The sequence below is a fragment of the Streptomyces sp. SID5910 genome, assembly GCF_009862125.1.
GTDB lineage: Bacteria > Actinomycetota > Actinomycetes > Streptomycetales > Streptomycetaceae > Streptomyces.
The window spans coordinates 1-7,518 of record NZ_WWHX01000120.1 but is presented as its reverse complement, the minus strand read 5'-3'; the positions used below and the strand labels follow the sequence as shown (position 1 = coordinate 7,518).

General features: G+C 72.1%; 5 protein-coding genes and 2 pseudogenes. 3 read left to right on the top strand and 4 right to left on the bottom strand.

Annotation, left to right across the window (positions count from 1 at the left end; genetic code table 11):
- Both GTW67_RS04125 and pdhA read right to left on the bottom strand, forming a co-directional pair.
- A pseudogene (locus GTW67_RS04125) lies at window positions 1-124 on the bottom strand (alpha-ketoacid dehydrogenase subunit beta); the annotation flags it as partial.
- A gap of 31 nt (window positions 125-155) precedes the next feature.
- The gene (pdhA, locus tag GTW67_RS04120) at window positions 156-1,376 is read right to left on the bottom strand and encodes a pyruvate dehydrogenase (acetyl-transferring) E1 component subunit alpha (RefSeq protein WP_161163421.1); all 1,221 of its coding nucleotides are present in this window, start codon (window positions 1,374-1,376) and stop codon (window positions 156-158) included.
- Window positions 1,377-1,698: 322 nt separating this feature from the next.
- Between pdhA and GTW67_RS04115 the strand changes: the two genes are divergently transcribed.
- Entirely contained in the window at window positions 1,699-2,355 is a 657-nt protein-coding gene (locus GTW67_RS04115) for a response regulator (protein ID WP_161163420.1), read from the top strand.
- A 31-nt stretch (window positions 2,356-2,386) separates the two neighbouring features.
- On the opposite strand, the gene GTW67_RS04110 is transcribed toward GTW67_RS04115, so the two are convergent.
- Window positions 2,387-4,003 carry a protein kinase domain-containing protein gene (locus GTW67_RS04110; RefSeq protein ID WP_161163419.1) on the bottom strand — a complete coding sequence of 539 codons (1,617 nt, stop codon included), beginning with the start codon at window positions 4,001-4,003 and terminating at the stop codon, window positions 2,387-2,389.
- Window positions 4,004-4,343: 340 nt separating this feature from the next.
- Between GTW67_RS04110 and GTW67_RS04105 the strand changes: the two genes are divergently transcribed.
- Entirely contained in the window at window positions 4,344-5,996 is a 1,653-nt protein-coding gene (locus tag GTW67_RS04105) for a protein kinase domain-containing protein (protein WP_161163418.1), read from the top strand.
- An 80-nt stretch (window positions 5,997-6,076) separates the two neighbouring features.
- On the opposite strand, the gene GTW67_RS04100 is transcribed toward GTW67_RS04105, so the two are convergent.
- The gene (locus tag GTW67_RS04100) at window positions 6,077-6,622 is read right to left on the bottom strand and encodes a bacterial proteasome activator family protein (protein ID WP_161163417.1); all 546 of its coding nucleotides are present in this window, start codon (window positions 6,620-6,622) and stop codon (window positions 6,077-6,079) included.
- 484 nt (window positions 6,623-7,106) lie between these two features.
- On the opposite strand from GTW67_RS04100, the pseudogene GTW67_RS37445 reads away from it, so the two are divergent.
- Window positions 7,107-7,518: pseudogene (locus GTW67_RS37445) on the top strand (hypothetical protein); the annotation flags it as partial.

Sequence of the window (7,518 nt, the reverse complement as noted above, 5' to 3'; positions counted from 1 at the left end):
TGAGCCCGTCGGTGACGCGGAAGACGCCGCCGAGCTTGCCGACGTCCTCGCCCATGATCAGGACCTTGGGGTCCGCGTCCAGCGCGCGGCGCAGCGACTCGTTGATCGCCTTGGCCAGCGCCATGCTTGTGGATGTCACGGTTTTCGCTGCCATGTCAGACCCCCTCGGCCTCTGCGAACGACGCCTGGTAGGCGGCGAACTGGGCGCGCTCCTCGTCGACGAGCGCGTGCCCGTCCGCGTACGCGTTCTCGAAGATGGCGAACCGGTCCGGGTCCGGCATGGCACGGACCACTTCGCGCACTCGTTTGCCCAACGCCTCGCTCTCCGCCTCCAGTTCCCCGAAGAATCCCTCGTCCGCGTGGTTCGAGGACTCCAGGTAGCGGCGAAGGCGCAGGATCGGGTCCTTGGCCTCCCAGGCGGCGCGCTCGTCGTCGTGCCGGTAGCGGGACGGGTCGTCCGAGGTGGTGTGGGCGCCCATGCGGTAGGTGAAGGCCTCGATCAGCGCCGGGCCCTCGCCGCGCCGGGCGCGCTCCAGCGCCCACCGGGTGACCGCCAGACAGGCCAGCACGTCGTTGCCGTCGACCCGGACGCCGGGGAAGCCGAAGCCCTGGGCGCGCTGGTACAGCGGCACGCGGGTCTGCTTCTCGTTGGACTCCGAGATCGCCCACTGGTTGTTCTGGCAGAAGAAGATCACCGGGGCGTTGTAGACCGCGGCGAAGTTGAACGCCTCGCTGACGTCGCCCTGGCTGGAGGCGCCGTCGCCGAAGTAGGCGATCACGCCGGAGTCCGCGCCGTCCTTGGCCACGCCCATCGCGTAGCCCGTGGCGTGCAGCGCCTGGGAGCCGATGACGATGGTGTAGAGGTGGAAGTTGTTGCTGTTGGGGTCCCAGCCTCCGTTGTTCACACCGCGGAACATGCCGAGGAGGTTGGTCGGGTCCACCCCGCGGCACCAGGCGACGCCGTGCTCGCGGTAGGTGGGGAAGACGTAGTCGTCCTCGCGGGTGGCGCGGCCGGAGCCGATCTGGGCGGCCTCCTGGCCCAGCAGCGAGGCCCACAGGCCCAGCTCGCCCTGACGCTGCAATGCGGTGGCCTCGGCGTCGAAGCGCCGGGTGAGCACCATGTCGCGGTACAGGCCGCGCAGCTCGTCGGGGGTGATGTCGGCGACGTACTCGGCGTACTCCGCGTAGGCCGCCTTCCTGACGCGCTTGCCCTCGGGCGTCAGCAGCTGCACGAGCTCCGTCGCGGAGCCCTTCCCGGCAGCGGTGCGGGTGGTGCGCCTGGCGCCGGTGGTGCCGGCCTCGGTGCCGGTGGTGCCGGCTGCCTTGCTTCCGGCGCTGCGTCGCGGCTTGCGCGCGGCAGTGCTCTCCACGGTCACGTGTGCTCCTCCGTCGGTCCGGCCCCCGGGTTCGCCGGGTGCCAGTGCGGCTCACCTGTGGCCCGTCGGTCGCACAGGGTGGGTGCGGCCCGGTCGGGACAGGCGTGACAGGTGCCCCGGCGAGCGTCCCTGCAAAAGGCACGTTACCCAGTGCTCCACATTTCTGTGAAACCCCTCCTGACCTGCGTTTTTACTCGGATTTCCAAGTAAATCGGCGAAGTGGGGAAGTTTTACTGGTCACAGCCTCGCAGGGGGCCGGAACAACGGCACGTTATCCCGGCCACCCCGGGCACGGGAAGAGCTGGTGTGTTTGACTGAGCGCGTGCGCGAAGACGGAAAAATCCGGGTATTTCTCCTCGACGACCACGAGGTCGTCCGTCGGGGTGTGCACGATCTGCTCGCGGGCGAGTCGGACATCGAGGTCGTCGGCGAGGCCGGCACGGCGGCCGACGCGCTCGCCCGGGTCACGGCCACCCGTCCGGACGTGGCGGTGCTCGACGTCCGGCTGCCGGACGGCAGCGGCGTGGAGGTGTGCCGCGAGATCCGCTCCCGCGACGAGTCCGTCCGGTGCCTGATGCTCACCTCCTTCGCCGACGACGAGGCCCTCTTCGACGCGATCATGGCGGGCGCCTCCGGGTACGTCCTCAAGGACATCCGGGGCGCCGAGCTGCTGTCCGCCGTGCGGGACGTCGCCGCCGGCAGGTCGCTGCTCGACCCGGCGGCCACCGCGCGCGTGCTGGAGCGGCTGCGCGACGGCGGCACCCGCGGCGACGACCGCCTCGCCCGCCTGACCGACCAGGAGCGCCGCATCCTGGAGCTGATCGGCGAGGGGCTGACCAACCGGGCGATCGGCGAGCGGCTGCACCTGGCCGAGAAGACGATCAAGAACTATGTGTCGAGCCTGCTGGCCAAGCTCGGCATGCAGCGGCGCTCCCAGGCGGCGGCGTTCGTGGCCCGCCTCCAGGCGGAGAACCGCTGAGACGCACGCGCGCGTCGGCGAGTGAGGCCGGTCAGCCGCCGGTCACCGGGTCCAGGGCACCGCCGGTCGTGCCGCCGGTCGGCTCACCACCGCCCGTCGGCTCACCGCCACCACTCGGCTCACCGCCGTCCGAGGGCTCGCCACCGTCCGAGGGCTCGCCGCCGTCGGTCGGCGTGGAGGGCTCCGTCTGGCCGCCCGTCGGGTCGCCGGTCGGCTCGTCCGACGCGGTCTCCGACGGGGTGTAGGACGGCGTGTAGGACGGCTCCCAGCCACCGCCGGTGCCGCCACCGCCGTTGTGGTCCCCGCCCGTGTCCGGGTCGGAGCTCTCCTCGGTCGCCTCGTCGCTCGGCGACTCGCTGGTCTGGTCGTCCTGGGTGCTCTGCGAGACGGTGGGCGTCGGGGTGGTCTTCGTGCCGCCGCCCCCGCCGCCACCACTGTTGTTCAGGGCCAGCGCGACGCCCGCGGCCACGGCGATCACCGCGAGCACGGCCAGGATCCACAGCTTGCCCCGGCCGCTGCCCTTGTTGCCGCTGCCCTCGAAGCCGCCGTCGTCGCCACCGCCGTAGCCGCCCGGCAGGATCTGCTGGGGGATCTGCGTGGTGCCCGAGCCGTGGTCGGGGTGCGGCAGCACCGCCGCGCCCGCCATCCCGGCCGCCGGGGTGTGCCGGCCGTCGTGCATACCGACCGGGCCGGTGTTCCAGGTGCCGGTGTGGCCGCCCTGCTCGTAGAGCATCTGGAGCCCGTACTGGACCAGGCCGCGCATCTCCTCGGCGGTCTGGAAGCGGTCGTCGGGCTCCTTGGCCAGCGAGCGCATCACCAGGCCGTCCAGCTCCGGCGGGACCGCGTCGGAGACCTCGGACGGCGGCGTCGGGATGTCCTGGACGTGCTGGTAGACCACCGACAGCGGGGTCTCGCCGGTGAACGGCGGGCGCAGCGCGAGCAGTTCGTACAGCAGGCAGCCCGTCGCGTACAGGTCGGAGCGGTGGTCGACGGCCTTGCCGAGGGCCTGCTCCGGGGAGAGGTACTGCGGGGTGCCCATGACCATGCCGGTCTGCGTCATCGTCGTGGACGCGCCGTGCAGGGCGCGCGCGATGCCGAAGTCCATGACCTTCACCGCGCCGTTGTGCGTGATGATGACGTTGGCCGGCTTGATGTCGCGGTGCACGATGCCGTGCTGGTGCGAGTAGGCGAGCGCCTCCAGGACCCCGGAGACGATGATGAGCGCCTGCTCGGGGCCGGGCGCCTCGGCGTTGAGGAGGAGGTCGCGGATGGTGCGGCCCTCGACGATCTCCATCACGATGTACGGCACGGACTGGCCGCCGACGAAGTCCTCGCCGGAGTCGTACACGGCCACGATGGCATGGTGGTTGAGCCCCGCCACCGACTGTGCCTCGCGCGTGAAGCGGGCCTTGGAGACCGGGTCCTCGGCGAGGTCGGCGCGCAGCAGCTTGACCGCCACGGTGCGACCGAGGCGGACGTCCTCGGCGGCGAACACCTCGGCCATGCCGCCCCGCCCGAGCCTGCGGGTCAGCCGGTACCGGCCGTCGCCGACCAGGCCGCCGTTGCCCCAGGTCTCCGGTGCGTCAGCCATTCCGCCGCCAGTAGCCTCGGGTTCGGACGGGCCCTGGGCGCGCTGCTGCTGTGCCATCAGTCCTCGCCGTCGTTTCTGCCCGCGGTGCGCGCGGTGTTGTTACGGTCTCCGTCGGCCACGCTACAGCCTCCGCGCAAGCCTCCGGTCCGAGATGGACGCCGGGGCCGGCATCGAGACGGACCGGTCATGAAACCCTGGTTCCGTACTGTCGTGCAAATTGTGTGTACCGGCCGTACGCCCGCTGTAACGCTTGCGCGACGCTTCTTTCGCGTACGGTCACGGAACGGGCACCGCGCTTGACGTGTCACTGCCCTGGGGCAGACTTGGCCGGGAATAGCACTTTCGATCAACACGCGCTCGCGTCGCTGCCGCCGGCGCCTACGGGGGAAGCAGAGACATGAGCCAGGACGCCGGACAGGGCCGGTACGCGGGGCGGGCACTCGCCGGCGGCCGCTACCAGCTGCGCGACTTGCTCGGCGAGGGCGGCATGGCCTCGGTGCACCTGGCGTACGACTCGGTGCTGGACCGTCAGGTCGCGATCAAGACGCTGCACACCGAGCTGGGCCGCGAGCAGGCCTTCCGCGAGCGCTTCCGCCGCGAGGCCCAGGCCGTGGCCAAGCTCACGCACACCAACATCGTCTCGGTCTTCGACACCGGCGAGGACGATCTGGGCGGCGCGACGATGCCGTACATCGTCATGGAGTACGTCGAGGGCCGGCCGCTCGGCTCGGTGCTCGACGAGGACGTCCGCCAGTACGGCGCGATGCCCGCCGACAAGGCCCTGAAGATCACCGCGGACGTGCTGGCGGCCCTGGAGATCAGCCACGAGATGGGCCTGGTCCACCGGGACATCAAGCCGGGCAACGTGATGATGACCAAGCGCGGCGTGGTCAAGGTGATGGACTTCGGCATCGCCCGCGCCATGCAGTCCGGCGTGACCTCGATGACGCAGACCGGCATGGTCGTCGGCACCCCGCAGTACCTCTCGCCCGAACAGGCCCTCGGCCGCGGCGTGGACGCCCGCTCCGACCTGTACTCGGTCGGCATCATGCTGTTCCAACTGGTCACCGGGCGGCTGCCGTTCGACGCGGACTCCCCGCTGGCCATCGCCTACGCGCACGTGCAGGAGGAGCCGGTCGCTCCTTCGTCGGTCAACCGCGCCCTGCCGCCGGCCGTGGACGCGCTGGTCGCCCGCGCGCTGAAGAAGAACCCCAACGAGCGCTTCCCCAGCGCCGAGGCCATGCGCGACGAGTGCCTGCGGGTGGCGGCCTCCTTCCAGGCCGCTCCGCCCAGCATCGTCCCGGGCGCGCACACGCCGGCCGGCTCGGGCGTCGGCTCCGCGGTGTTCCCGCCGGTCGACCAGACCGGCCAGGCGCCCGCGGGACACGTCCAGACCCCGTACCAGCCGACGCCCGCGCCGCACCCGTACGGCACCCCGGCGCCGGTGGCGCCCTCCTACGGCTATCCGCAGCAGGGCGGCTACGCGACGCCGGCCGCGTCGGCGTACGCGCCGCAGCAGGGGGCGCAGACTCCGCCGCCGTACACGATCGCGCCCCAGCCCCAGGGGGGTGGCGCCTCGGGCGGCGGCAAGAGCAACAAGCCGGTGCTCATAGGCTCGGCGATCGTCGCCGTGCTCGCGGTGGGCGGCCTGGTCGCGGCGCTGCTGATGAGCGGCGGCGGTGACGACGATCCCGAGGCCGGTGGCGGCGGGGGCAGTGCCAGCGCCTCCGCGTCGGGGGCCAAGGCGGAGGGCTACCGCGGGCCGGACACGACGAAGAAGATCGAGAAGGACGAGTGCACGGAGCCGGATGAGTCGTACAACGAACCCGACAAGATCCGGGTGCCCGACTTCACCTTCAAGTACATCGGCTCGGTCAAGGAGTGCTTCCAGGCCGCCGGCTGGACGATGGAGATCGTGAACGTCGACGAGAACACGTACGGCGAGGGCTCGGTCAGGGACCAGTTCCCCGCGGCCGGTACGGACGTCGACCCGAAGAAGATGCCGAAGATCCAGCTCAAGGTGTCGACGGGCAACCCCTCGACCTCCTGATTCCGCGCGCATGGGCGAAGGGCCCGGCAGCAGGTGCTGCCGGGCCCTTCGCCTGTTCCTACGGTCCGCGTGGCCTGGGCTTACAGGTAGGGGCCGCCCGAGCGGGCGCCCGGGTGCGGCTCGTCGCCGTCCTCGTGGCCCACGCCCGGCGGGAGGGCGCGGCGCATCTGCTCCAGCTGCGCCCGCGCGGCCATCTGCTGGGCGAACAGCGTGGTCTGGATCCCGTGGAACAGGCCCTCCAGCCAGCCGACCAGCTGGGCCTGGGCGATACGCAGTTCCGCGTCGGTGGGCGTCCCATCGTCCGTGAAGGGAAGGGAGAGGCGCTCCAGCTCCTCGACCAGCTCCGGGGCGAGGCCGTCCTCGAGCTCCTTCACCGAACTGGCGTGGATCTCCTTGAGCCGTACCCGGCTCGCCTCGTCCAGGGGAGCGACGCGGACCTCCTCCAGCAGCTGCTTGATCATGCTGCCGATCCTCATGACCTTCGCAGGCTGCTCCACCTGCTCCGTCACCGGGATCTCACGGGGCTCCCCGTCCCCGTCACCGCCCCCGCTCAGCGCCATTCCGTCCTGGCCGACGACCAGGATCTGGGGATTGTCCGGCGACCTGTCGTTCCTCGGCATCTCCATACCGCCATTCTCTCGCACCCCTGTGCCGCATCCGTGTGGTGCCCCCGGAGAAGCGTGATCCACCACGTACGGCGTAGTCCGGAATGCCGGGAAGGCGGGTAGGTGTGAGGCTTGATCCGTCGATTTTCGACGCGTCGGTCCCGGTGTCCCCCGATTCCGGCGACGCCGTCGGGGTCGGTGACCGTTGGTTTTGGCGACTGCTCACCGGGAGGGGGTCACGGACGTGACTCCATGGCTGCGCACCGTGCGCGCGACGGGGCTGGCGGGGATTCTGGGGGCGGGCGTACTGATGTCGCCCGGCGTGATGGGGGTGGCAGAGGGGGCGGAGTTCACGGCGTCAGGGGGATTGGTGTCGAGGGCCCTGGTGCCGGGGGCCTCGGGGACGCGGGCCCTGGCGCCGGGGGCCTCGGGGACGCGGGCCCTGGCGTCGGGGGCCTCGGGGACGGGCGTCTTGGCGGCGGGGTCCATTGGGTCGGGGCCCTTGGTGTCGGAGGCGCTGGTGCCGCCGTCCGGTCCCGTGCCGGGCCCCGCCGCGGGCCGGCCGGTGTGGTCCGGTCCGGGTGGGCCCGGTGATCCCGACCGCCCCGGTCTCGCCGAGCACCTGGAGCGCCCGGCCGGGCCCGGTCGCTCCGAGGGACCCCGGCATCCGGACGGCCCCGGTGCGCGTCCCTCGTCCGCCGCCTCCGCGACCGCCCACGCCCCTCGCGGCGAGGAGGACCGTCCGGGCTCCGCTCCCGCGTCCGACGCCGGCCACGGGACCGCGACGCCCTCTTCCGCCGCCTCGAAACCCGCCCCGGCCGCCTCCGCGCCGGACGGCGAGCCCTCCCGGGCGGGCAGCAGGGCGGGCGAGGGCCGGCAGCGCCCGGGACGGCCGGACGCCGAGAAGCCGCAGGAGC

Excerpts from the sequence above, each read along its gene's own strand:
- GTW67_RS04110 (WP_161163419.1), bottom strand. The coding sequence starts at position 4,003 with ATGGCACAGCAGCAGCGCGCCCAGGGCCCGTCCGAACCCGAGGCTACT.
- GTW67_RS04105 (WP_161163418.1), top strand. The coding sequence starts at position 4,344 with ATGAGCCAGGACGCCGGACAGGGCCGGTACGCGGGGCGGGCACTCGCC.
- GTW67_RS04100 (WP_161163417.1), bottom strand. The coding sequence starts at position 6,622 with ATGGAGATGCCGAGGAACGACAGGTCGCCGGACAATCCCCAGATCCTG.